17 protein-coding genes are annotated in these 25743 nt (G+C 34.3%); 11 read left to right on the top strand and 6 right to left on the bottom strand.

The annotated features are described in order from the left end of the window. Positions 1–35: 35 nt before the first annotated feature. Genes ABIQ27_RS10760 through ABIQ27_RS10750 form a run of 3 tightly spaced genes read right to left on the bottom strand, consistent with a single transcriptional unit; the run spans position 36 to position 7070 of the window. Complete coding sequence (locus ABIQ27_RS10760; RefSeq protein ID WP_348033901.1) at positions 36–2579, bottom strand: prolyl oligopeptidase family serine peptidase; 2544 nt, start codon at positions 2577–2579, stop codon at positions 36–38. Next, positions 2579–3970 carry a RagB/SusD family nutrient uptake outer membrane protein gene (locus ABIQ27_RS10755; protein WP_348033900.1) on the bottom strand — a complete coding sequence of 464 codons (1392 nt, stop codon included), beginning with the start codon at positions 3968–3970 and terminating at the stop codon, positions 2579–2581. The genes ABIQ27_RS10760 and ABIQ27_RS10755 overlap by 1 nt, the downstream gene beginning before the upstream one ends. A 16-nt stretch (positions 3971–3986) precedes the next feature. Continuing rightward, on the bottom strand, positions 3987–7070 hold the full coding sequence (locus ABIQ27_RS10750; protein ID WP_348033899.1) for a SusC/RagA family TonB-linked outer membrane protein: 3084 nt from the start codon (positions 7068–7070) through the stop codon (positions 3987–3989). 523 nt (positions 7071–7593) lie between these two features. Here ABIQ27_RS10750 and ABIQ27_RS10745 point away from each other — a divergent pair. From ABIQ27_RS10745 to ABIQ27_RS10710, 8 genes are all read left to right on the top strand, one after another. Next, positions 7594–7830: a helix-turn-helix transcriptional regulator gene (locus tag ABIQ27_RS10745; RefSeq protein ID WP_348033898.1), complete on the top strand. Its 237-nt coding sequence runs from the start codon at positions 7594–7596 to the stop codon at positions 7828–7830. Positions 7831–8209: 379 nt separating this feature from the next. Beyond that, entirely contained in the window at positions 8210–10015 is a 1806-nt protein-coding gene (locus ABIQ27_RS10740; RefSeq protein WP_348033897.1) for a DUF262 domain-containing protein, read from the top strand. Further along, complete coding sequence (locus ABIQ27_RS10735; protein WP_348033896.1) at positions 10005–12080, top strand: DUF262 domain-containing protein; 2076 nt, start codon at positions 10005–10007, stop codon at positions 12078–12080. The genes ABIQ27_RS10740 and ABIQ27_RS10735 overlap by 11 nt, the downstream gene beginning before the upstream one ends. A 115-nt stretch (positions 12081–12195) precedes the next feature. Further along, positions 12196–13101, top strand: coding sequence for a DUF4007 family protein (locus ABIQ27_RS10730; protein WP_348033895.1), 906 nt, complete (start codon positions 12196–12198; stop codon positions 13099–13101). Continuing rightward, on the top strand, positions 13085–16324 hold the full coding sequence (locus tag ABIQ27_RS10725; protein ID WP_348033894.1) for a hypothetical protein: 3240 nt from the start codon (positions 13085–13087) through the stop codon (positions 16322–16324). Before ABIQ27_RS10730 ends, ABIQ27_RS10725 begins: the two co-directional genes overlap by 17 nt. Then, a complete protein-coding gene (locus ABIQ27_RS10720) occupies positions 16321–17427 on the top strand; it encodes a phosphoadenosine phosphosulfate reductase family protein (protein WP_348033893.1) in 1107 nt (368 codons plus the stop codon). Before ABIQ27_RS10725 ends, ABIQ27_RS10720 begins: the two co-directional genes overlap by 4 nt. After that, positions 17387–18598, top strand: a complete 1212-nt coding sequence (locus ABIQ27_RS10715) for a DUF262 domain-containing protein (protein ID WP_348033892.1) — start codon at positions 17387–17389, stop codon at positions 18596–18598. Before ABIQ27_RS10720 ends, ABIQ27_RS10715 begins: the two co-directional genes overlap by 41 nt. Before the next feature lie 5 nt (positions 18599–18603). Further along, positions 18604–19590, top strand: coding sequence for a protein kinase (locus ABIQ27_RS10710; RefSeq protein WP_348033891.1), 987 nt, complete (start codon positions 18604–18606; stop codon positions 19588–19590). A 3-nt stretch (positions 19591–19593) separates the two neighbouring features. Here the strand turns inward: ABIQ27_RS10710 and ABIQ27_RS10705 are convergent, their stop codons facing one another. Next, entirely contained in the window at positions 19594–21993 is a 2400-nt protein-coding gene (locus tag ABIQ27_RS10705; RefSeq protein WP_348033890.1) for a hypothetical protein, read from the bottom strand. Then, entirely contained in the window at positions 21986–23143 is a 1158-nt protein-coding gene (locus ABIQ27_RS10700) for a cysteine desulfurase family protein (RefSeq protein ID WP_348033889.1), read from the bottom strand. Before ABIQ27_RS10700 ends, ABIQ27_RS10705 begins: the two co-directional genes overlap by 8 nt. A 389-nt stretch (positions 23144–23532) precedes the next feature. Between ABIQ27_RS10700 and ABIQ27_RS10695 the strand changes: the two genes are divergently transcribed. From ABIQ27_RS10695 to ABIQ27_RS10685, 3 genes are all read left to right on the top strand, one after another. Beyond that, a complete protein-coding gene (locus tag ABIQ27_RS10695; protein ID WP_348033888.1) occupies positions 23533–23724 on the top strand; it encodes a cold-shock protein in 192 nt (63 codons plus the stop codon). A gap of 405 nt (positions 23725–24129) precedes the next feature. Beyond that, positions 24130–24726, top strand: a complete 597-nt coding sequence (locus ABIQ27_RS10690; protein WP_348033887.1) for a mobile mystery protein A — start codon at positions 24130–24132, stop codon at positions 24724–24726. Then, entirely contained in the window at positions 24717–25313 is a 597-nt protein-coding gene (locus tag ABIQ27_RS10685) for a mobile mystery protein B (protein ID WP_348033886.1), read from the top strand. The genes ABIQ27_RS10690 and ABIQ27_RS10685 overlap by 10 nt, the downstream gene beginning before the upstream one ends. A gap of 9 nt (positions 25314–25322) precedes the next feature. Here the strand turns inward: ABIQ27_RS10685 and ABIQ27_RS10680 are convergent, their stop codons facing one another. Beyond that, positions 25323–25496, bottom strand: coding sequence for a hypothetical protein (locus ABIQ27_RS10680; RefSeq protein WP_348033885.1), 174 nt, complete (start codon positions 25494–25496; stop codon positions 25323–25325). Positions 25497–25743 lie beyond the last annotated feature (247 nt).

Raw genomic sequence — 25743 nt, 5'->3', positions numbered from 1 at the left:
AGCAATGCAGTTCCATCAGGAACTGCATTGTTCTTTTATAGTCTATCTGGTGTAAACCAATCCGGCTTTGTTCCACCTTTTAAATAGTATGTTAACCATTGCCGCACCCGATGTGTCAAATCTATCTGATTGTCCCTTTTCGTAATCGTGTGATCCTCCCCTTCATACAGTAGCAACACGTTAGGCTTCTGCAATCTTCGCAACGCTAAGTGAAATTCCATACTTTGCCTATAGTCCACCTGCTTGTCCGCATCTCCCGACCAAAGCAAAATTGGCGTTTGTACTTGCTTTGCAAAGGTAATGGGAGAATTGTCAAGATACTTTTGATAGCCATCAAAGAGCGAAACGCCCATGCGATTTTGACTGAATTCATACCGCCAGCCATTAGGCCTGCTATTACCTACCGTTAGGTAATTATTAGTAATATCAGCCATGCCCGAACCTGATATGGCGGTCGCAAATTTATGGCTCTGTGTTATTATAAAATTCGTTTCATACCCGCCAAACGAATGGCCAATAAGTGCCAGGCGCTTTGGGTCAACAGACTCGTTTGCCAGCACTACATCAACAGCAGCCGTAACGCAATCAAGAGCAGAGCGGCCAGTTTCCCCTTCAGTATAGGCAATATCGGGCAGCAATACAAAGTAACCCTGCGCGGTCAGATTGCTGATATTGAACCCCTCATCATTGAACAGGCTTGGATTAAAATATTGATTGTAGAAATCCGACAATCTTTCATAAATGTATACAACCATAGGATAGCTTTTATCGGCATCAAATCCGGCAGGATAAAAAAGAGCACCATGTAGTAACTTCCCTTTTGAATTTTCATAAGTTATCAATTTAGAGAAACCCCATTTGTAATTTCGTTGCTGCTGATTGCTTTGGTATAACACCTCAGCCCTGCTTCCTTTATGTTGCAACAGTAGTTGGGGTGACAGGTGATAGTGTTCTCTTGTGAAACTGAAAACACCATTTACAGAACGCCTTATCGCTCCTATTCGATTATTTTCAAATACAATTTGTTGCAATCCCTTCTTCACAGTCCAACTAAAGTAACCGCTTTTGGTGTCACTTGTAGCCTCAAGCAACAAGCCGTTTTCTAAATTTAAAAACCGTTCGTTATCCAAACGGACTGAGGTATAGGATTTTTTAGGCACAACCCGGTAAACTACTTTTTCCTCTATACCCTTTGTCAAACGTACTGCCCCACTACCATCTGTTTTTAAAAGCCAGATATCATACGTGTCATAAACTAATAGTTCTTTATCATCCGCAGTCCAGCCTGCAATGCCGCAGACTTTCTCTTCTCCCGAGCGGTCATATTTTTCCTCTGTAAAGGATTGTCCCATAGTTAAAGTCAGGTTGCGCCGGGTGCCTAACTTTATATCATAAAGCCACCACTGCATTTCGGTGTAATAAGCAATAAATCTACCGGCACCTGAAATGCTGATTTTATTTTGGTCGTCACTAAATTTTTGTAAAATGAGTTGGCGCTGCCCCGTCGCTATATCTTGCAGGTAATAATCAATAGGGGCATCACGGTTAAACTGTGGCTCATAGCCATTCGGATTATAAACCAATGCCAATACCTGTCTTGGTAATAATTGTTGAAAAGGAAATTGTGCATCCGTCACCATACTAAACTGCTGTTGCTCAGGAAACCATACTGCCAATTTAGGTCGAACACTCCAATTCTTGAGCTCGGCTCTGGCAGGATAAAGTAGTTGGTCTGCAGTATTCCATACCTGTACACCGCTGGTTTCCACTACCGATTCTTTCCCCTTTATCCCAAAGAAGATTCGTTTACCATCTTCGGAAACGGATAGTTCTGCAGCCGATGTACAATACAATACAGCATCTTTCGGAAAATTGCTGAATTGATTTCGGTCAAAAGTACTAAGCTTCTTTTCCTTTAGACTAAAATAGCCGACAGTGCTACTGGTTCCGTCTGTCAGATAGGCGAACGACGACCCATCGCTTTGCCATGCAAATTGTTGATATCCCTGCTCAACCGTATCAACAATTGCATCTGTTTTTAAAAGTTTCAGGTCAATCAGCTGCAGTTTCCTTTCACTGTCACATACCAGTTTATTAGAATCAACACTAAGTGAATACAGTGTTACCTTGGGTATCGTCAGCAACTTTTTACCATCTGCTCCGATTAATAATAAATCTCCTCCACCACTACCACCATTTTTGAGTAGGATCAACATTCTCCCATCTTGTGCAATGGTATAGTTTTTAATTTCTGAATGCACTTGCTGGCTACGGTTTTTAAGGTTTGTCCACACTACCCCTCCGTCCTTTCCCCTGCATACAAAAAAATCTTCCTTACCAAAATAGCCATCAGAACCTCCTGCAAAAGCATAGGTCTTTAAGGTTTTAGTATGCCTTATAAACAAGGTATCCTTTCCGCTTTCATAACGAACGGAATAACTGGCCCAATTGCCATAATCAGATAATTGGTTGCTATCCATACTACCCCAAAGCTTATAATCCGCTTCCGTAACCGGTTGTTTTAAAACCTGCCCAAACATCGGGCAGGTCATTATTAGTAATACTATAATCCTTTTCATCAATATCCGGGGTTTTGAGGTAATAAATTAGGGTTTAGCAACAGTTCTGATTCCGGTAATGGCAGTAAAGCATCTGTACTGTTCCATCCCGGTTTAATCGGACTCAATACGCTGTCCAACAACTGGGCACGCTTCAGGTCAAAAAAGCGATGACCTCCTTCGGTAAAAAACTCCACCCGGCGTTCCTGCAGTATCGCAGCAAGAATATCCTGCTGGCTCACAGCCATGGTATTGGGCAAACCCGCAAGATTGCGTATTACATCAAGGTCAGCTGTAGCACCTGTCAAAAAACCTTGTTTCGCCCGTGCCTCTGCCCGAATTAAATATTGCTCAGAGAGCCGCAGCACTATCGAATATTCCATCGTAGTTCCTGTAGCCGTAGGCTCTTTGTATTTATAGGTATGATACCACGTAGTACTGCCATCCGTAACGGGTTGTAACCAATGGCTTTTTCGCAAATCCCCTGCTTCAAAGGCATTTACCAAATCATTGCTCAGCGCAGCAAATGGTGGCGGTCCTGCCGGGAAAATATAAGTACTGCCCTCGTTGGTGTTTTGTCCATCAAAAGAAGGACTAAACTGCCACAGGGTACTCGGACTGTCCTTCAAAAAGGCAGTATCCAAATTGGCATCCAAAGTATAAGTCCCGGTTTCATTCAATACCGCCGAAGCCGCATTCGCTGCCGCATCAAAATCACCATGGTACAGATACACTCTTGCCAGTAAGGCGGTCGCCACAAACCTATTAGGACGCACTCGGTTTGTGCCAATGTAGTTAGTAGGCAATAAAGTTTGAGCAATTTCAAGATCAGCAATGATTCTGGTATAAACGGTGGCAGAAGTCAATTTATGTACCATTTGGTTTTGCTCATAGTCTGTAGTGGTTACATAAGGCACATCACCATAGAGGTTAACCAGGTAAAAATGCAGCATCGCTCTAACAAATAAGGCCTCTCCCATCAATTGGTCTTTAACATTTTGAGACAGTTTGGTAGAGGCGCCAACGCCTTCATAAACGGCATTGGCGGCGTAAATCTGATTGTAGCTGCTGCTCCACCAAAAACTTAAATCTCCATTATTAGGCAACAAAGTGTTGGTATAAAAAAATGAGGTACCTCCGGTCGCACCGTAGTAATCCAGTTCATCAGTATAAGCGCCCAGCGCGGCATGCATTCCAAAACTATATCCGGTCAGTAAACCGGTATCGCGCATTTTCGCATAAACATCGGTCATAGCCGCATTGGCCGTCGCAGGCTCTTCAAATACAGTGGCAGAGCTCAGTTGTGATGAAGGCAAATCCACCTCCACAAACGAATCACAACCGGTAGCTAGAATCAGCATTCCAACAGCCATCAGCATGCGGAAACAGAAAAAAATCTTTATATTTTTCATTTGATTAATAGTTAAGTTAAAAAGTAAATTGCAATCCTGCTGTGATTACCCGCAAAGGCGGTAGGTAACCACTAAGCGTAAATTCAGGGTCACGGCCTTTATACGAGGTAAAAGTCAAAAGGTTTTGTGCTTCAAAAGTCGCCCGGCAACTGGCACCAAACAGCCATTTCTCAGGTACTTTATAAGTGAGTGAAACATTTTTTAATCGCACGTAGGAAGCATCGCCTATCACAGCATCGCTCTCAAGGTAATTGTAAAAAGCATCAACAGCAGCACCATTATAACCTGCAGTATAGAGCTGAAAGCCTGTCGAATCGCCCGCAGTCTGCCAGTGATTAAGTACCTCTACAGGTTGATTTCCCCTGGTTCCCGGCAGCCCTGCCATCGAAGCCGAGGTAAAATTTTGCTGTTTCACAAACTGCAGCAGGAAATCAAGTTGCCAGCGCTTGTAGGTAAATTGATTACTCAGTCCACCAAAAAAAGCAGGATTAAAATCGGCAACGGTCTGCTTGTCTAAAGCATCAGTGTTGCCATCGCCGTTGCTGTCTTCAAAGGTAAAAACACCCGTTTGCGGGTCAAGTCCGGTATAATGATACACCTTCACAATATTCAATGCCTGTCCAATCACAAACTGGTTACGGTAGGTAGAGCCTTCTAAAGCCGGAAATGACAATAATTTGTTTTTCGCTACCGAGATATTGAAATTGGTAATCCAGCTAAAATTTGGCTTCTGAAAGTTGACAGTCCTCAATGTAACCTCAACACCGCGGTTCTGCACAGTAGCATCAAGATTCCCTTGTATCGATGAAAAACCCGTTGTGGCAGGCATAGGAATTCCCACCAGCTGGCTCGAAGAACAGTTGCTATACCATCCCAGCGTTAAAAAGATGCGGTCTTTAATAAAACCGGTTTCAAGGGCTATCTCTAACTTTTTATTAGTCTCCCAGCCAAAATTCGGATTATACAGCCGCGTTGGCTGCAGGCCTATAACACCCGCATAGCTTACGCCAGATGACAAATAGGTATCCAAAAATTGATAATCACCAATTTGGTCATTCCCGGTACTGCCATAACTGCCGCGAAGTTTTCCAAAACTTAAAATGCTCTTGTCTTTAAGAAAGGGTTCATCGCTAAAAAGCCATGCCGCTCCAACAGCTCCAAAAGTGGCAAACTGCCTTCCTGGGCCAAATCTACTCGACCCATCACGCCTCCCCGTCAGGTTCACTATGTATCGGTTCTTATGCGCATAGTTCAGCCTTCCAAAAAAAGCCTGGTACTTATAATCCGTCTGTTGATCTTTCAGGGTAGTTACATGAAAAGCAGATGCCATGTTATAGATCAGGCTGTTACTGGCAAAACCGTCGGCTTCTAACAAAAGGTTATTGCTTTTTTGTTGCTGAAATGTTCCTCCGGCCAGCACTTCGGTTTTGCCATACTTCCATTGATGCGACCAGCTCACCTGCGGTTCTACAATCCATGATCTTCGGTTGTTATTAGTAACATATAAGGAGGAATATTCAGGTCCTGCCTGATAAGCAGGGTCATACAAGGTCGAGGGTTGTGTCTGGGTCTCATCATGCCGGGTGTCAGTAATGCCAAAACTAGTTTTCAAATCCAATCCCGGGACTAGGCTATAGCTCAATAAGGAATTGGCAATAAAATCATGCGTTTTGGTGCGGTAACTACCTTCCAGCAGCGCCAAAGGATTCGCCCACGTACTGCCTTCCCAGTTAAGGCTGCCATCGGCATTGTATAGTGCCGGTGCATTAGGTGCTAAAGTAAGTGCAAGGCTGCTGAGGTCGGTTGACGATTGGTTGTTTTGCTGTGCGGTATACGCTGTCGAAAAGTTCATAGCAAACTTTCCGTTTTCAGACCTGTGATTCAAACTGCTTCGCAGCACACCCCGTTTATAGCCATAGTCACCCGGAAAAACAGTCGTCTCATCATGATAAGTACCGCTGACTAAAAACTGTGTGGTAGAACTTCCGCCACTCACGCTTGCATTAGCATTACGATAGGTTGCAGTGCCGCCAATCAATTCCTTTTGCCAGTCAGTATATCGGTTGGGGTCCCAGGTTCCGTTTACATCATAGGCAAAGGACTCCGGGACTACTCCATCATTGGCATAGCCTTCATTACGCATGGCGAGGTACTGCTCTGTGTTTAGCAGTTTCATAAATTTAGTTACCTTGCCACTGCCTTGGCTGACATTGGCAGTAAACCTGGTCTTACCCTGTTTTCCTTTCTTAGTGGTGATAAGCACTACGCCGTTGGCACCGCGCGAACCATATATTGCCGTGGCATCAGCGTCTTTCAAAACCTCCACACTCTCTATATCTGATGGGTTAATTCTATTAAGCGGATTGGCAAGAGTCGGCAACACACCAGTAGTCCGTGAATTACCAATCGATTCTGACGAATACGGCACACCATCAATCAGATAAAGCGGACTGTTACCTTCCGCTCGCAGGCTATTCTGCCCACGAATCTTTATCTCAAATCCACCACCGGGCACACCACTGGTTTGGGTAATACTAACTCCTGCCATGCGTCCCTGCATAGCAGCAAGCACGTTGGTTACAGGTTGGTTTTCTATCTCCTTAGAAGTAATTTTTGAAATGCTTCCGGTGCGTTCTTTGTCTTTTACTTTATAGTAGCCTGCATTTACTGTTACTTCTTTTAAGGTCGTAGCATCTTCCTGCATAGTTACATTAATTACACTACGACTGTCAACTGCGACTGCCACTTCCTTATATCCTATAAACGAAAAGACAAGAATATCCCCCTCAGGAGCAGCTATACTAAATTGTCCTTTTTCATTGGTTATAGTACTAACAGGTTTCCCCTTTATAGTAACTGTTACACCTGAAAGTACACCATTTCCATCAGTTACAGTTCCTGAAATTAGCCTGTCCTGAGCGGAGTCGAAGGATTGTTGTATTGATTGGTCTTTTAGTAAAGTGACTAACTTTTGCCTATTGCCTATTGCCTTCTGCCTTCTTTCCGAAGGCATCATTGCGAAACCTTCATAAGTCACGAGCAAAAGAGCTGCAGCGTAAATACAAAGCCTAATTGCCTTGTACAATGAATTTTTATTCATAATATTGGTTTGGTTAAATGAAACATTAGTTTTGTTTGTCTACCGGTCCTCTGTTCAACCGCCAAGAAGATGCAGAGGGCCTTTTTTTGTGTAAAAAAACCAGAACGGCAACTAACTAACCCCAGATTTAGGTAACGCCGCCCTGGCTGTTTGGTTTTTAGTTGGTTGTTATGTCATAGGCTTAGTTTTTTTAAAGGTTAAAAACTTGCGAGCCTGTATGAAGTTTGCTAAGAATTTGTTGAGTTATAGGCATAAAAAAAGCGCGGAACTCAGCTTAAACGTTATCAAGGTACTGGTATACCCAACACACGAATAAGTGAGCCCACGCCGTTTGACGTGAGCATCTTACTTATCATCTCGTGTGTTTAAAAATTACCAGTTTTTGATAACGAGATTCAAAGCGAATGCTTCAAATATTTTATATGAAGAATCGCAAATATAATACTAAACGCAAATATATACAATACAGATTTGTAATCCAAATGGATTACAATAATTTTTAAAAATATCCCAAAATTGCACTATGGCAGAATTAGATAAAGAGGATATTTTATTAAAAAACCAAATAGCTGAAAGAGTACAGTTTCTAAGAAACAAAACTGGGCTTTCACAAACTGAATTTGCTAAAAAGAATGATATTGATAGACAAATAATCAATAGATGGGAAAGCAAAACAAATAAAAGAGGAATAACTATTTATACAATCAAGAGATTTAGCAATATGATTGGAATTTCATTAAAGGAGTTTTTCGACTTTTAAATTATACAATACCACAATGAATTTAAAGATGCTATTTTATAGGCATCTTTTTTTATTCCCAAATCGCATAGAATTATTCCCGAATTGAATACTACTCCTTAAATGCAATTCATATTTTGAGCCAACCTAATAGTTCAAAAATATGAAGTGATATGAAATCCAGTTATTATACTAGGCGTTAATATTGGTGTCAAATTCAAAGAGTTCAGAAAAAACATATACCATAACGATAGCTGGAAGAACAAGAAGCGATTAAAGATGCAACTATGGTATTATTTTAACTTTAATGTTGTTCTGATTTGGTAAACAATATTTGTTTACAGATAATTAAAACATTATGTTTGGTATCAATTAACCAGAAAATGATAAGAATTTTAATATGGAAGTAAGTGAATTTATAAACCCACGTTTAAAATCAATTGCCGAATTTTTAGACGGTAAGCACCATTTTATCATACCTTCATATCAGCGAGGATACAGATGGGAAAAAAGGCAAATTATTGATTTACTTGATGACATCTATGAATTTCAAGAAGAGGTTAAGAAAAAAACAGAAAATAAAGTTGGGGAATTTTATTGCCTTCAACCAATTGTTGTCTTAAAGAGAGAAGATGATAAGTGGGAAGTTATTGATGGACAACAGAGACTAACTACAATTTTCATTTTGCTGTCTTCTATTAAAGAGGCTTTAAAACTCTTAAAACTGCCAACAAATTTTTTTACATTAGAATACGAAACAAGAGAAAAAGAAGAATTAAGCAGTAAACTGTTTTTAGAAAATATTACCTCAGTAAATATAATAGATAAAACAAATATTGATTTTTTTAGAATGAGTGATGCTTTTCTAATTATCAAAGAATGGCTAGGAAATGAAGATATAAATCTAGGTGATTTTTGCAATACATTACTAAAATCTGATTTTGACGAATTACTTGATAGAGCTAATAATGTTCGTTTCATTTGGTACGAATTAAGTTCTGAAGGCGATAAACCAAATATTGCGTTTGCAAAATATAATCAAGGAAAAATTGATTTAACTAATGCAGAACTAATAAAAGCAATTTTTTTTCTTTCCGAAAAATCTGCAAACGATAGGGAAAAGAAAAAACATCATTTAAAGATAGGATATGAATGGGATGACATTGAAAATACACTTAGAAAAAACGATTTTTGGAAATTTATAAATCATAATAAATCATATACAAATCATATAGAATTTATATTCGAATTAATTGCTGATAAATATATTCACAGAACAAATTTAGAATTAAATAAAAACATTGACACACGTTGGTCTTTTTATGTTTTTAATGAATTGATATCTAAAAACGAAGAGATATTTGATGAGAGATATAATAATACAAGAGATTTTTTATGGGATGAGGTCAAAACTTATTATAGAACCTTTGTAGAGTGGTACAACAATAATAATTATTATCATATCATTGGATTTTTACGTCAGATCAACAAAGATATAGAATCTATAAAAATTCTGACCGAAAGCCAACCAAAGGATGAATTAGAAAAGGAATTGCAAAGACTTATTCAAAATCATTTTGATGAAATTGATTTGGAGCAAATTGGTTATGAATTTGATAGTAAAAAAGCAAAAGAATTATTGTTATTATTTAATGTCATTTCGACAATGAATACCAGATATAATCGTTTTGCGTTCGATACATTTTCCAATGAAAAGTGGAGTTTAGAACATATACATGCGCAACAATCACAAGATTTAAAAACAGATAAGCAAAAAAGGCAGTTATTATCAGAGCAAAAAAAATATTTTTTGAATCATAAGGAGGGTGAACTATTGCTAAAAATTGAGCAATTATTAGCAATGACAAAAATTGATCAGGATGAATTTGACACAGTTCAGGAATATGTTTTCAAAGAATATTCAGATGCAATAACAGTTCATTCAATAAAAAATCTAGCTCTGCTTACTGCACCAGACAACTCTTGTTTAAATAATAATATCTTTCCTATCAAGCGTGACTTAATTAAAGAACTGGACGAAAAAGGCTCCTTTATTCCGATTTGTACCAAAAATGTTTTTCTAAAATATTATTCGAAAAGCGTTGAACAAAATGTAAAATGGGATAAAGAAGATATGTTATCATATCTAAATGAAATGAAGCATGTTCTCGACAAATACATAAAAATTAAAGAAGATGAATACTAGAGAATATAGTTTTTGGGATTTAATTTCCAAATATCGTATAGAGATCCCAGCTATACAAAGGGATTATGCTCAAGGAAGAAAATCAGAAATCAGAATTGCAACTTCTCTTGTTAATGATTTATTTGTTTCATTGACTAGTTCTGAAGCAAAGAAAATAAATCTCCATTTCGTATATGGCAAAATTGAAAATGACCATCTAATTCCTTTGGATGGACAGCAAAGATTAACAACCTTATTTTTATTACATTGGTTTCTTTCTATTGGCAAATTATCAGACTTTGATAAAAATACATTATCAAAATTTGTTTATGAAACAAGACCAAGTTGCGAAGATTTTTGTCTGAAATTAGTAAAAGAAGATATGCATTTTTCGGAGGGCAAAATTTTAAGTGAGCAAATAAAAAACTCGAAATGGTTTTTTTTGTCATGGGAAAATGATCCTACAATAGCTTCAATGCTAAATATGTTAGATGTTATCCAAAGAAAATTTGTTAAACCAGATAACATTTTATATCAAAAGCTAATTGGAGAAAGCAGTCCTATTCAATTTCATTTTTTGCCACTTGAAAAGTTCAAGCTTGATGATAAAATATATGTAAAAATGAATTCTAGAGGTAAACCGCTGACAGAATTTGAAAATTTTAAGGCTAATTTTTCTATTCTCCTTGATATAGAAAACAAATCAAAATTGGATAACGAATGGCTAGATATATTCTGGAAACTAGAAAAGGATAGATTGCAAATTAATATTGGTGAGGTTGATAAAAAATACTTAAATTTTTTAAAAAATGTATCCTTAAACTTGCTAGCGGAAAGTGTAGATATCGATAAAAAAATCAAGGACGACTTCAATATATTTGATGAATATATTGTTATTTACTCACAAAATAATTGTTTACAAGATTTATCGAAAGTACTAGATGCACTAGCTTCATATAGTGATGATAATAAATATTTTGAATTATTTCTTCACGATGATCCTGATTATTGGGATCGGCTTAGATTTTATGCAGTTATGCGATTTTTTATCAAAAAGGGAAATGTGAACAGTCTTAATTATGTCATTTTTGAGAAATGGATTAGAGTTTGTACAAATCTTATTAATAATACCCGAATAGAAGGTGGCGATGCATTCTATAAAGCAATACGTTCAATTAAGAGATTAAGCAATAATATTGATGATTTATATGAATTCCTTTCAAATTCAAATAATAAAATAGAAGGTTTTGTACAGAAGCAATGTGAAGAAGAAAAAACTAAGGCTATTCTTTTGCTTGATGACAAAAAATGGCAATCATTAATTTATAGTGCAGAAACACATTATTATTTTGCTGGTCAAATCGGATTTATACTAGAATTTTCAAAAAATGACGAAAATTTTGACATTGAATTATTTAAGAATTATTCTGAAAAATTGACATTACTGTTTGGCAATAAATTCAAAGAAAATCACGATTGTTTGTTTCAACGTTCGTTACTAGCTTTTGGAGATTATTTAGTCCCTATAAATTACTGTAAAACATTTTGCTCGTTTAATTCAAATCTTCGAGAAAAAACAGATAATTGGCGAAAAGTCTTTGATGATAAAAAGAAAAAATATATTTTGAAAAATTTTCTCGATGCGATCCATCAGAATAGCATTGAGAAAGATTTAAAGAAGATTGTCGATAACTACATAGAAAATGATTGGAAGCGAGTTTTTATTAAAAATAAGGGAATTATAGAATATTGTGATAAATTTAGAATCTCTAGTGCACAAAATAAAATTGCGTTATCAAGGAGCCCAGCCGATAATTGGAGACGCCATGCTAATCTGTATTCTTATGCTTTATTCTTGGAATTAAAGAAAGAATATAAAGATGTTCAATATCACGATAGTTCTGATGACATACCATGGATATTTATAAATTGGAAGAAAAAATTCTATTACATACAAGAAGAAAATAGCGGCTATTCCTATGGTTATTACAAAGGAAATAATGACTCTGCAGGACTCGCTGAAATGCAATCATTTGTTGAAGGAGTAATAGCAAAAACTAGTTTACAAAAATTAGAATCAATCTAATATTGCTTTTCAAGCAATAAATTCAAGATGGTAACGCTGGTAGCTCAAAATATAGAATTAGCTATAAAAAATATTCATAATATTTTCGTTATTTTACAGAATTAAATTAAGATTAATGAGTAGTCTAACTACAGAAAAAAATAAACTCCATTTTTCCGGTCATGAATCCTTCGCATGTAAGCAATTTTGGCTAAAAAAGGGATTCGATTTCGCGAACGCATTGCATTCATTTAATGATGATACAGCTGTTGTTGAATTAGGTGTTGGAAAAAATATGGTTAACTCAATAAGATACTGGAGTAAAGCATTTAATATTATCAAAGAAAATGATACCGTAACTGATTTTGGGACAAATATATTTTCAGAAAATGGCTTAGACCCTTATTTGGAGGATAATGGAACAGTTTGGCTTTTACATTACAACCTAATAAAAAAAAATAAAGCTTCAATATATTCATTATTATTTAATGAATTCCGCAAAGAAAGAGTCGATTTTACTAAAGAGCAGTTTCATGCTTTTTTAAAAAGAAAATGCAACGAAAACGATGCTGAAATCAAATACAATGAAAACACAATTAATTCGGACATAAATGTTTTATTGAAAAACTACTCAAGACCAGATAGTAAAACTAGATTGGAAATTGAAGATGTTTTTTCAAATATGTTTTTGGATCTAGACCTAATCACCAACTATAAGAAAAGAAATATAGACGAGCATTTGATTGATTGGTATCGAATTGAGGGTAGTAATAGAGAAGAACTTCCAATTGAAATCATACTCTTTGTTATTTTAGATAATTTTAAAAATGAAACATCCATTAGTTTCCGTCAACTTTTAGTGGGCTATAACTCTCCAGGAAGTGTTTTTGCTTTAACAGCAGAAGGTCTTTATAACAAAATTCAACAAATCGTAAACAAATACAGCAAAACCATCGTGTACAGCGAAACTGCAGGTAATCAAGTCTTGCAGCTTAAGGGGAACATTAACAAATGGGATATATTAAATGAATATTACAACTAAAGAAAATAGTGTATTTTCACCTTCAGTAAATATTGTAAGGGATAGTGAAGTAGTATTAAATTACATCCCTACACCTAATGCAATTCAATCTTTTTTACAGATAATAAATAATTATCAAATTGGAATTAGGGCCTTTAATTTAGTAGGTGCCTATGGTATTGGTAAATCTGCTTTTTTATGGGCTATAGAAAATGATTTAAGAAAGGCAACTAATTTTTTTTTTGACAACGATAACATACAAGGTCTTAAAGAATTTAATTTTATAAGATTCATTGGAGAATATTCATCACTTCAAGAGTCATTTGCTAATAAGCTTGGTATAAAGGGTCTGTATGCTTCTAAAGATATTATTGATAATCTAAAATCGTTTTATCTAAAGACAGAAAAAGAAAATAAGGGTTTAGTTATACTAGTAGATGAATTCGGTAAATTTTTAGAATTTGCATCTAAAAATAATCCGGAAAAAGAATTATATTTTATTCAGGAATTAGCAGAATTTGTAAATGATAGTAAAAAAAATATAATTCTTGTATCGACCTTACATCAGGATTTTAATAGATATTCAGATGGATTATCCATCCTGCAACAAAATGAATGGGACAAGGTAAAAGGGCGGCTAAAAGAAATAACTTTCAACGAGCCTGTTGAACAGTTGTTATACCTTGCAGCTAAAAGAGTAGATCAATTAAATTTTAAAAAGAACACTGTAGATTTTGATAGTCTCTTCAAACTTTTTAGTGACAAAAAACTTTTTCCCTTAAAAGACTATTTTAGTAAGGAAATAGCAAAAGAACTTTTGCCTTTTGATATTTTATCTGCTGCAATTTTAACAATTGCTCTTCAAAAATATGGACAAAATGAAAGATCTCTTTTTTCATTTTTAGAATCTAACGATCCATACGGTTTTCAAGACTATAATAAAGATGAAAATCCTTATTACAATCTAGCATGTGTTTACGATTACTTAATTCATAATTATTATTCATTTTTAACTAGCAAATTTAATCCTCATTTTTCACAATGGGCTACAATTAGAACATCTATTGAAAAAATAGAAGGGCTTTTTTCTGAAAACCAAATGGAGGCCATTAAAATTGTAAAAACAATTGGCATACTTAATATTTTAACCTCAGCCGTTGGAATAATTGATTTAGAATTTATAAAAAAATACTCGGAGCAAGCACTTAAAGTTAACAATGTCGAAAGCATTGTTGATGAATTGCTCAAATTTAAAATAGTAAGATTCCAAAACTATCTAAAACGATATGTCTTAACTCAAGGCACTGACCTTGATATTGAAAAAGCATTGCAGGAAGCCGCTTTACAAATTGAAAAACCCAGTAATGTTATCAGCTATTTAGAGCAACATTTTAATTTCAACTTTGTAAATGCAAAGTCAATATATTATAGAAAAGGAACGCCAAGGTTTTTTGAATTCCAATTAGTTGACGCACCCACTAACAGTATCGCGGAAGGTGAAGTTGATGGATATATTCAATTGATTTTTTCTAATTATATAAATGAGCGAGATATTATTAATTTTTCTAGAGAATCAGAAGAAGCAATAGTTTTTGCCCATTATAAGGACACAGATTTAATTTTAAATGCTATCTACGAAATACTAAAAATAGAAAAAGTAAAATCTGATAACATTGATGATAAAATCGCCGTTAATGAATTGGATAATATCAGACAGCATCAGGTAAAATTATTGAACAAATTGGTCTTAGAAGATTTATATTCAGCCAACAAAAAAGTGAAATGGTATATCGATGGCGAGGAGATACTAATAACAAATCCAAGAATATTAAATCAAAAGCTTTCTATAATAACCGATAGAATATATAGCAGTACTCCTGTTTTTAGAAATGAAATGGTTAACAGGACAAAATTATCAACTCCAATAACTACTGCAAAGAAAAATCTAATTAGAAGTTTAGTTGATAATTGGACTATTGACAATTTAGGGTATGAAGGAAATAATTTCCCTCCCGACCGAACTATTTATCTAAGCTTACTTAATGAAACAGGAATGCACTCTCTAACACGCGAAAATGAGTATGAAATAGGGAGGCCAAATGATGAGAGCTTTAATGACTTGTGGGATATCGGAGAGGAATTCCTGAATTCAGCAAAGCATAGTAAAAGAAATCTTCAGGATTTTGCAGACCAATTATCGACTAAACCATTCAAACTAAAACAAGGATTTATAGATTTTTGGATTCCAATTTTTCTTTTTGCTAAACGAAACGACTTTGCTCTTTTTAGCAATGATATTTATGTGGTAGATCTCTCAGATGAAACCCTAGACTTAGTTGGGAAAAATCCGGGTAGCTTTGAAATAAAAACGTTTGATGTTGAAGGGATCAAGTTAAAACTCTTCAATAAGTATAGAGTTTTATTGGAACAAACAGAAAAAGATACAATTACAAATCAAAATTTTGTTGAAACCATCAAACCTTTTCTTAAGTTTTATAAGGAGACAAACTTCTATGCAAAAAACACAAAACGCTTAAGCAGCAAAGCAATTGATTTAAGAAATGCAATTGCACAGTCAAAAGACCCGGAAAAAACATTTTTTGAGGAGTTTCCAAAAACGATGGGTTATAATATTGTTCAATTACAGAATGACTCCAAAATTTTGGAGCAATACTTTTTTGAAATGCAAAAGGCAATCAAAGAAATAAGATTATGTTATTCAGCATTGCTGGAAAGATTTGAATATTATTTGCTTAATGATATTATTGGTGAAAAGCTTCCGTTTGAAGATTTTAAGATAAAACTGCAAAATAGATTTAATAAGATTAAAAAACACTTATTGAAACCTAATGAAAGGGTGTTTATACAGCGATTATTTTCTCCTTTGGATGATAAAGAGGCTTGGCTAAATTCTCTCGTTCAGGTTGTCGTTGGCAAAACGTTGGATTTTATAACGGATGAAGAAGAAGCTAAACTATACTCAAGCTTTACAGAACTTATACGAGAATTAGATAACTTGTGCGAAATCAGTTCTAAGGACGTTGATGAAGAAAAAGAAGACATCTTTAAAATCGAAATAACATCATTTGTTGATGGCTTAAAGAAAAATTTAGTACGTTTACCTAAAGAAAAGACTAAAGAAGCACAAAAAAAAGAAGCCGAACTTAAATTATTGTTAGGTAATGATTCGGGAGTAAATATTGCCATATTAACTAGTTTATTACAGCAGGAACTTAAAAAATGAAAAAGGTAAGACATGTAATGGGAATTTCAGGAGGTAAAGACAGTGGAGCTTTAGCAATTTATCTTTTTGATAAATACCCTGAATTAGGAATAGAATATTATTTTACTGATACTGGCAAAGAACTTCAAGAAACGTATAATCTAATAAGTAATATTGAAAAACTAACGGGTAGAACAGTCACAAGAATAGAAGCGGCTGACAGAAGCCATGAAGACCCCTTTGACCATTTTTTAAAACTCTACGGCGGGTACCTGCCCTCTTCAAATGCCCGTTGGTGTACAAAAAAATTAAAATTAGAACCATTCGAAAAATGGGTAGGAAATGACCCGGTTATATCATATGTAGGTATAAGAGGCGACGAAGACAGAGAGGGTTATATTTCTAAAAAAAGTAATATTCAATCCATCTTCCCTTTTAGAAAAAATATTTGGAGCGAAGATGTTACTAGACGTATTTTAAAAAATAGTAACATACAAAACTTAGTTAGTGTTTACGAAAAATACAGTCCAATTGAAAAATTTGACAGAATCAAAGAAGTAGTAACAGAACCTATTTCTCCTAAATATGATTTGAAAGATAAATTAAATACACTTTTAGACATTGATATCATTGCATTTAACAAAGTTGTATTCGATTATCTAAAAACAACGGAATATCCTTTAGCTCACGAAGAAGATTTTGCTTTATTAGATAATGAAGATAACCTAGTTAGAGACGACATTTTCAGAATTCTAAAAGAAAGTGGTGTTGGTGTTCCTGAGTATTACGAAAAGGTAGAATATGAAATCAACGGGAAGATTGGCGAATATGCTCGGAGTCGTTCAGGATGTTTCTTTTGTTTTTTTCAACAAAAGATAGAATGGATTTGGTTGTACGAACAGCATCCGGACAAATTTACTTTGGCAATGGAATATGAAAAAGATGGATATACCTGGATGCAGGACGAAAGCCTTCAAGACATTATAAAACCGGAGCGAATTGCTCAAATAAAAGAAGACAATATCAAAAGAACCCAAAGAATTGCACAAAATAAAAAGTCACCCTATCTTCTAGATTTATTAGATGATGCTGAAGGTGAAGGTTGCGCAAGTTGCTTTATTTAAAAATAAAAATATGCATTATAAATATTCTACTATCACAATTAGGGAATTAATAGCATTGGCAGTGTCAGAAAAGATAATTCTTTCTCCTTCATATCAAAGAGGATTTATTTGGTCACTTCCCGATCAAAAAGCACTGATAAGAACTATATCAAAAGGCTTCCCACTACCAAATTTATTTCTTAGAGTGTTAAAAGATGGAAAAATGGAGATGGTTGATGGGCAGCAAAGATCAAGAACAATTATCAAATACCATAAAGGTCAAATTAAAATAGCATCGTCTGACAATATTAATGTACCAGACAATGATATTTTTTTGAATTATGAATTACCTATTGTATATATTCATGACACTAACGATGATGAAATTAGAGAAATATATTATTTTATCAATAAAAAAGGTCTTATCCTTAATGATCCTGAAAGGCAAAAAGCTTATTATAGTGAAACAAAATTTTTAAAGTTAGCAGAAGAACTTGCAAACAATCAATTATTAATAAATCTTGATCTGTTTACTGACAAATCAATTAGCAGACTTAATGATAGAGATTTTGTTCAAGAGTTAATTGGCTACTTGTATATGTACAATAAAGACATAGCTAACAATCCTAGTTATGAGTTTGCGGGCATTCGCGATAAAAAAATCTATATCGAAAAGGAAATGTTTCCCAATGACATAACAGAGAATGAGTACCTATTATTAAAAAATTCATTTGAAAGCATTATTAAAAAGTTTACAATTTGGGATAATATTTTTCCATTAAACAAAACTAGATATAAACAGAAAAATGATTTCTACACAATGTTCTGTTTTCTGAATAAATATAACTCATTGAGTGAACAGATATTGAAAACTCAATATAACATTCTTCTTAAATTAAACGAAAAAGACAGTGAGGACAATCAATACATAAGGCCAACTAACGATGATTGCACTGCTCTGAAAGAATATGCTATTAATTGTGTTTCTCAAAGTAATTCAAAAAATGCACGAGAGGAAAGATTGTCTTTTTGGGAAAATGTACTACTAAATACTTATTCAATTGATGAAATTGAAAAAAATTCTAAATTACTTAATATTTTAACCTTTTTTGGAAAGTTGTATGGCGATAAAAAAATTAATCTAACAAAAACTGGGGATTACTATTTATTAAATACAGAATTACTAAAATAATCTCTATGCCAAACTTCTTATTTCCTGAATTTGTAAAAATGTATCGACGTAAGCTTAATGTTAACTTACAGAATATAAGCAATAACCTTATTTCAATTGGAAACGTGGATTATTTATTTAATAACCTTACTAATAAAGGAAATAAGGGGGGGAATTCAGTTATACTAAAGTTATACAGAGTTGATCAAATTAATGGAGAAAAAAGCTTTGATGCAATTATTCCTTTAGCTGCTATGAAGATTTTGAAATTCCCTTTTGAAAAAGGATTCATGCAAAAAAATCTTTTTGAAGATGTACATCTGCGTTTTCTAAATGAAATCCAAGCTTTAGAATCATGTAATAATATTACCGGAAGTTCAGAAAATGTCATAAATATTTTTGAGAAAGGTGAATGTATAATAGAGAAGAAATTGTATCTATTTTATACAATGGAACTTGCTGAATATGACTTAAAATCCTTTATCGAGGAAAAGCATAGCGATCTACAATTTGAAAACAAAATTCAGTTATGCTTAGAGCTATTAGATGGGATAGGACAGCTAGATAGGCAAATTTTTTATCACAGAGATATAAAGCCAGATAATATTCTTTTTGTCGGAAATAGTTGGAAAATTGGAGATTTAGGCTTGGTTGCTGGAAAAAGTTTAGATAATAAGGTTAAAGAAGAGGCTGAATTTATTGGACCAAGAGGATGGGTTTCTCCAGAGGTAATGAATAAACACTTAAGTGAAAATAAAGGATTCAAATATGTCTATGATTGTGAAATTGATCATCAATCAGATATTTTTCAATTAGGAAAGCTTTTTTGGTATATATTTCAGCATAATGCACCTATAGGTAATATCAATTTCTTTGATTTTAATAAGGAAAATGAACGTGTCTTTTGGATTCTCAGAAAGATGCTACATCATAATAAAACTATAAGATTTAAAAATGTCGCCGATATTATACCGTTATTTCAAAAAATAAACCAAGAGTGTATTATAAACTAATTTTTATTCTTCAAGTGCTCCCATTAGCTGTTCCATTCCAAAATTCAATAAGAAATCACTATAGTAACTATCAAAAACATCCATGATGTAGTCATCTATGGTAATATTTTCTTCGCTTCCGTTTTGTTCTACAGATATAGTGTAGTTTTTTCTTTTGGTAATCATGTATAAAAACAAAGAATGAAAATACACACCCGTGATATACTTCTTTTCTGAAATTGAAAGTTGATTTTCATTTTTCAATTTTTTGCGGTGATTCAAATAAACATGGCTATCTAAGTTGACAAAGATTTTTTCTAATTTGTCTCCGGAAGCTTGTGGAAACATAACAGTATCATAATCCATCGTTACACCGCCTGCAGCTAGGCTATCCCATTGATCTTTTTTTACTCTTATCAACTCCGGTAATCCAATATTGCTGACATCATCATTTTGAGTGGGTGCATTTTCTTTCGGGCTATCCGGTTGCACAATTTTTAAAAAGACAATTTCATCAAAAGATTGATTGTCTGCACCTTTCAATGAAGCTTGGATTTCAATCTCATCACCTTGTCGTAACTCTGTGTCAGGATTAAAAGTAATTTTGATAGTTCCTTTGTCAGGGCTTGATTTTACAATATTAATAAGTTGTCCGGGTTCTTTCCCCTTTCCTTTGTCTGTTCCTCCATCAGTCTCGTTCCTTTTGATGGTTAAAACACTAACTTGTAAATCACCCGCTTCTTCAGTTCGGTCAAAATAATGGTCTTCAACATCTGTTTCAAACTTTAATGTTTTTTCTCCTCCAACTTGGACACGGATAATAGTTTTATCATCCTTTTTATGGAACAGTCTGAAATAACTTGGAAACCGCTGAGGATTAAAAGGTTTTGGTTCCTTATGTGGATTAGCACTTGGCTCTTTACGTTCCGGTTTCTCTTTCTTCTTTTCTTCTAACTTTAAGGTATTCTGTAACAATTTAAATAGTTCACTATCCTTAGGAAGGTTACTGGCAAAAGACTTTATAAGTTCAGTTGTATCCTCACTTTCCATTCCCATGGCATCTTTACGATGCTTATTAATTTCGTCTAATTTTGATTTTGATAATTTCTTTTTTAAGTAATCCCTTAAAGCATCTGATTCAGTACCTTGTTTTAACCTATCTCTGGATGCCATAAAAAGTTCTTTTCTAAACTCATATTTCATTTGAGTACAGTCCACACTTATTAAGACATAATGCTTTAATAGATTAAATCCCATTCTTGATATAAATTCAGAGGTATAATGTCCTTGAACTTGACCATTCATTGAAAACAGAACAGACATATTATTTTTAAAATACCTTCTTTGAATATCAGCCTTGGTATCTTTAACACTCTTGCCATCTTGCTTTGCTTTGAATACATAACATGTAACTTTCATGTTGCCAAAAAGATTATCCTCGTAAACTTCAGAAAACCAATCTTCAACATAGTTTTTTTCTTCCTCTAATCTCCTTTGAAGTCCATAAACCGTTGCTTCCAAAACGGGATTATTTGGATAGCGTTCTTTTTTATCTACGGTAAGAAAAGGAAGAACAGGTTTAAATAAAAATTCATTCAAACTTTGATTAAGGTCTTGGGCAAAACCATATATTCCTTTCATCTGATAGGAATACATTTTTATAATAGTTCCAGTTTTAAACTTTCTTCCATATAGATTTAAATCTAACTCAGTAATAGCAAATGATGGAATTTTATTATCAATAACTAAATATTCATACCATGTATTTTTCTTAGTTTGCATTTCAGTTTGTGACAAAGGATGCTCTCTGATAATAGTGAAACCGAATTCACCAGTATTGTCGAATCTCTTAGAGGCAATTAACTGATAGCCTTTCCTTCCACAAAATACAATAGCACCGCTTCCGCCCATATTGTATTTACCTTGAACAAATTGTATTTCATTCTTATTCCCTCGCATTAACGAAAGAAAGGTTTTTTGAAAATCACTAGGATGTTGACCTTCTCCATTATCATAAATTATAACCGAGCTTTCTCTTGTTGGTCCGTCAGCTAGTATTTGTATTTCCTCTGCTTGTTTTCTTCTAAATGTCGTTAAATCCCAATTCTTATTATCTGGAAAAAATAGGTTCAAAGCATCATCCATGTTTCGAGGTGCGGTTGCATCCTTTGGATTAATTTTTTTCAAAATACATTCCTTCATTAATAAAGCATCAATCGAGTTGGTTACCTTTTCAACCAAAGCTGCAATAGGATTAGATTGTTGATTTTCAATAATGCTAAAATTTGATTCGGTGTCACCAATTGGTGCCCAATTTTCATCTTTAAATATATCTAGCTGGCTGACTATTAATTCATCGATTTTTTCTTCTGTTGGAGAAAGGTATAATGCACGAAAAAGTTCATCGTTAGTTAGGTTAAACATATTTCTTAGGTGTTAATTGAGTTATGATTTCTTTGAGCTTGTTAGCTGCATAGAAAACTTCTTCTGTAGTATTGTATTTGCTCAAACTAAATCTTAATGAAGAGAAAGCCTCGCTGTCATTTAGCCCCATTGCTTTCAATACATAAGATGGTTCAATTAATGCTGAACTGCAAGCCGAACCATTTGAAACACAAATGTTATCTAACAAGCGAATAACCACATCAGCGTCAATATCTGAAAAAGTTATATTAGAAATATTGTAAACTCTGTTACTCAAATCACCATTTACAAAAGAACCTTCAACTTTCAACAACTCATGTTCAAGTAAGTCTCTTAAACTAGTTATCCTCTTAATATTTTCTTCCTGTTCGATAGCAATACTCGATGCTTCACCAAATCCTATTATTCCAGGTACATTCAAAGTACCACTTCTTAACCCATTTTGATGACTACCGCCATGAATAAATGGAATAAGAATTTTTATAAATTTTTCTTTTACAAAGAAACCTCCAATTCCTTTCGGACCATGATATTTATGTGCTGAAAACGCCATAAAATCAATATCCAAATCAACCACATTAACATCAATTTTACCAACTGCTTGAGTAGCATCAGTAAACATCATAGCCCCAGCTTCATGAGCAATTTTGGCAATGTCATTTATAGGTTGTATAACGCCAGTCTCATTATTCACGAACATCACACAAACAATTAGGGTTTGTTCATTGATGTTTCTTTTTAAAATCTCAAGATCAATTAATCCATTTTTTTGCACTGGTAAATAAATAACATCAATTCCTTGTTCTTCTAAAAAATGACATGTATCTAAAACTGCTGTATGTTCTGTTGACACAGTAATGATCTTGTTTCTGTTTTTTAAATGATTTGCGTTAACAATACCCTTTAAAACAGTATTTATAGATTCTGTTGCTCCTGACGTAAATACTACTTCTTTAGCTTTAGCATTTATCAATTGTGCTACTTTACTTTTTGCATCTTCTACAGCAGCATTTATTTGCATTCCAAATTTATGTGAACTCGAAGCATTTCCATAAAGTTCGGTGTGATAGGAATTCATTACTCTTATAACTCCTTCATCGACCCTTGTTGTCGACGCATTATCAAAATAAATATGAGGTTTAGAAATCATTATTTTTGCTTGTGTTTGATTTAAAATGGTGTCTAAATTTATGAAATAAAACTAAATAATAAGTAAATTCATTAAAATTGTAAATGAACTAAGTAATTATAATTCATAAATAAAATGAAGTCCTGAGAAGTATTTAGATGAAGACTTATAAGTCGCTGAGGTGTTACCAAACGAAGCGGCAAGTTTAGATACAGGAAGGTTTTCAGAATAAGGAAGATTCATAAAAAATAATTGTGGTAGGACGAAGATAGGGAAATGGAGGTATCACAAATCAATGTTCATAAAAAACCGATAGGGTTAATTATGTATTGCAATATTTTAAACAAGTAAGACTAAATACCTAAAAATCAATAATAAAAGGTATATTTGCCACTTAATAATTTATTTTTATGAACGAAGGAACAATTAAATTTTTCAATGAAGCCAAAGGCTTCGGATTTATTACGCCAGGTAATGGCGGAGCAGACTTATTTGTACATGCAACCGGTCTTAATGGCCCGGTGCAGGAGAACGACAAGGTGTCTTATGATGTAACAGATGGCCAGAAAGGGCCAACAGCAACCAATGTAAACGTTATCTAAGATATATATTTACCAGTGTTTATCAAAAGCCAATCTCACGATTGGCTTTTTTTGTTAGTAACGAATGTTAATCTGATATTGAATTCATTACACCCCGCTCCACGAAATCTCCTGACTTCGTGGCTATCCTAAACGAAGTGGATAATGTTTCAATAAAATCAATTAAGCCGCAAAACTATAGTCACTGAAGTTTTGCCGAACGAGGCAGCGAGTTTTGGTATGTGCAAATTATTGGAGTACGGTAAATTCATCACTAAGATTTTGTTAGGTTGACTACATAACAAAAAAAAACGCTGCACTGTTTGTTTTACAAACAGTGCTACGCGCGTGAACGGAAATCGAAACGAATTCCGGTCGGTAAAGTTAGTCTTTTTTTACCACAAGGTCAAGTAGGTAAGTAAACGTATGTATTTACTTTTTACTTACTTTGTAAACCATTACGTTTACTTTAATTATAAAAAGTACACATATAAGTTTACTTTTTATTTGTTTTGTAAATATATATGTTTACTTTTGATGAAATTTGTAAACGTAAATGTTATGCGAAGTACTAAAAAACTACTTATAGAACAGCTCGACAGAAAGCTGAAACCTTTTCAGGGAACAGAAAAAGTAATCGTCCCCCAACAGGGTTGGATATACACTATCCGCACTTCATTAAATATGACCTTAGAACAGTTAGGTGAGAAACTCCAAATGACTAAGCAGGGCATTAAAAAAATAGAAGAGCGCGAAGCTACCGAGTCAATATCAATCAAATCACTCCGGGAAATGGGAAAAGCATTGGATATGCAGTTTATCTATGGTTTTGTTCCTAAGCACGGGTCAATTGACGAAATGGTAACATCTAAAGCAATTGCAATAGCCGAAAGAATTGTATTGCGTACCAATCAAAACATGAAGCTCGAAAACCAGGGCAACAGCCCCGAACAGATAAACCATGCCATTATGGAACTGGCAAGCGAACTTAAACGTGAAATGCACAAATCATTATGGGATTAGAATTTGTATATGAAGATGGGCAGACGCCATTAAGTGAGGAAGAAAAAGAAGGTTTGCTCATCACGACAATTACCACACATGGTGAACTTGACGAATACGAGCAGCTAAATATTGAAAAGGCGATACAATGGATTATGCGTCAAAAATTAAAAAAAGAAACCATACTTACAGAAGAATTCATCAAAAATCTGCATAAAAGAATGCTTGGTGAAGTATGGAGATGGGCTGGCGAATTCAGAAGGTCAGAAAAAAACATTGGGGTATCATGGATAAAAATCGGCACGGAATTGAAGGTTTTACTTGATGATACCCTTTTCTGGATCAACAACGAAACATATCCACCTGATGAAATTGCGATAAGGTTCAAGCACCGCTTAGTAAATATCCACTGCTTTCCAAATGGGAATGGAAGGCACTCTCGCATTATGGCAGATATAATAATAGAATCCGTTTTTGCTCACCTCGTTTTTTCGTGGAACCATTCCAACATGGTAAAGGCAGACGAAATCAGAAAAGCGTATATAAGTGCCATTCGTGAAGGAGACAAAGGCGATATCAAACCTTTAATGACATTTGCAAGAAACTGATTTGTTGCTTTAGATTTTATTTTCAAGCCTTTTTTCTTCAAGAAAACGGCCCACTTCCCTCAAAATATGCTCATCACCTAATCGGTCAGCTGCAAGATGCCGTTTATGGTCTAATTTAACTTCCCTTGCAAAAAGAAAAATAAATAATAAATACAACAGAGCAATAAATAAAAAACCATTCATTTTAAAGGATTTAGATTTACACCGCATTTTTGCGGTGAATAGAAAGTACAATCACCGCACAATTAAGAAAATCTACTATTCCATTCGGATTTGAAATTAAGAATTTGAAATTAAGAGGAGAATGTCCCGTGAACATTCGGTAAACTTTAGTTCATTTTTTAATATTAGTAAAACTACAAGCTTCACAAAAAAAACCCTATGCGATTCGGGAATAACTACTATTCAATTCGGGAATCAAACATCATAG

It is taken from the genome of Flavobacterium sp. (assembly GCF_039916025.1).
Taxonomy (GTDB): Bacteria; Bacteroidota; Bacteroidia; order Flavobacteriales; family Flavobacteriaceae; genus Flavobacterium.
Note: the sequence above shows the minus strand (reverse complement) of the source record. Positions and strands in the feature narration are given on the sequence as shown.

What these genes read in the sequence shown, in the direction of transcription:
- ABIQ27_RS10760 (WP_348033901.1), bottom strand. Translation starts at nt 2,579, where the DNA reads ATGAAAAGGATTATAGTATTACTAATAATGACCTGCCCGATGTTTGGG.
- ABIQ27_RS10755 (WP_348033900.1), bottom strand. Translation starts at nt 3,970, where the DNA reads ATGAAAAATATAAAGATTTTTTTCTGTTTCCGCATGCTGATGGCTGTT.
- ABIQ27_RS10750 (WP_348033899.1), bottom strand. Translation starts at nt 7,070, where the DNA reads ATGAATAAAAATTCATTGTACAAGGCAATTAGGCTTTGTATTTACGCT.
- ABIQ27_RS10745 (WP_348033898.1), top strand. Translation starts at nt 7,594, where the DNA reads ATGGCAGAATTAGATAAAGAGGATATTTTATTAAAAAACCAAATAGCT.
- ABIQ27_RS10740 (WP_348033897.1), top strand. Translation starts at nt 8,210, where the DNA reads ATGGAAGTAAGTGAATTTATAAACCCACGTTTAAAATCAATTGCCGAA.
- ABIQ27_RS10735 (WP_348033896.1), top strand. Translation starts at nt 10,005, where the DNA reads ATGAATACTAGAGAATATAGTTTTTGGGATTTAATTTCCAAATATCGT.
- ABIQ27_RS10730 (WP_348033895.1), top strand. Translation starts at nt 12,196, where the DNA reads ATGAGTAGTCTAACTACAGAAAAAAATAAACTCCATTTTTCCGGTCAT.
- ABIQ27_RS10725 (WP_348033894.1), top strand. Translation starts at nt 13,085, where the DNA reads ATGAATATTACAACTAAAGAAAATAGTGTATTTTCACCTTCAGTAAAT.
- ABIQ27_RS10720 (WP_348033893.1), top strand. Translation starts at nt 16,321, where the DNA reads ATGAAAAAGGTAAGACATGTAATGGGAATTTCAGGAGGTAAAGACAGT.
- ABIQ27_RS10715 (WP_348033892.1), top strand. Translation starts at nt 17,387, where the DNA reads ATGATGCTGAAGGTGAAGGTTGCGCAAGTTGCTTTATTTAAAAATAAA.
- ABIQ27_RS10710 (WP_348033891.1), top strand. Translation starts at nt 18,604, where the DNA reads ATGCCAAACTTCTTATTTCCTGAATTTGTAAAAATGTATCGACGTAAG.
- ABIQ27_RS10705 (WP_348033890.1), bottom strand. Translation starts at nt 21,993, where the DNA reads ATGTTTAACCTAACTAACGATGAACTTTTTCGTGCATTATACCTTTCT.
- ABIQ27_RS10700 (WP_348033889.1), bottom strand. Translation starts at nt 23,143, where the DNA reads ATGATTTCTAAACCTCATATTTATTTTGATAATGCGTCGACAACAAGG.
- ABIQ27_RS10695 (WP_348033888.1), top strand. Translation starts at nt 23,533, where the DNA reads ATGAACGAAGGAACAATTAAATTTTTCAATGAAGCCAAAGGCTTCGGA.
- ABIQ27_RS10690 (WP_348033887.1), top strand. Translation starts at nt 24,130, where the DNA reads ATGTATTTACTTTTTACTTACTTTGTAAACCATTACGTTTACTTTAAT.
- ABIQ27_RS10685 (WP_348033886.1), top strand. Translation starts at nt 24,717, where the DNA reads ATGGGATTAGAATTTGTATATGAAGATGGGCAGACGCCATTAAGTGAG.
- ABIQ27_RS10680 (WP_348033885.1), bottom strand. Translation starts at nt 25,496, where the DNA reads ATGAATGGTTTTTTATTTATTGCTCTGTTGTATTTATTATTTATTTTT.